The sequence below is a fragment of the Bacillus cereus group sp. BfR-BA-01379 genome, from assembly GCF_022663605.1.
GTDB classification, from domain to species: Bacteria; Bacillota; Bacilli; order Bacillales; family Bacillaceae_G; genus Bacillus_A; species Bacillus_A mobilis.
Window position 1 is genome coordinate 1 of the sequence record NZ_JAKUFT010000316.1, and the last position, 222, is coordinate 222.

Sequence of the window (222 nt, forward strand, 5' to 3'; positions counted from 1 at the left end):
CGCGGGTCCATCCATAAGTGACAGCCGAAGCCGCCTTTCAATTTCGAACCATGCAGTTCAAAATGTTATCCGGTATTAGCCCCGGTTTCCCGGAGTTATCCCAGTCTTATTGGCAGGTTACCCACGTGTTACTCACCCGTCCGCCGCTAACTTCTTGAGAGCAAGCTCTCAATCCATTCGCTCGACTTGCATGTATTAGGCACGCCGCCAGCGTTCATCCTG

Annotated in this window: 1 rRNA gene; it reads right to left on the reverse strand. The window is 52.7% G+C overall.

What is annotated here, in order from left to right:
- Positions 1 to 222: ribosomal RNA gene (locus tag MR113_RS28035) — 16S ribosomal RNA — on the reverse strand; the annotation flags it as partial.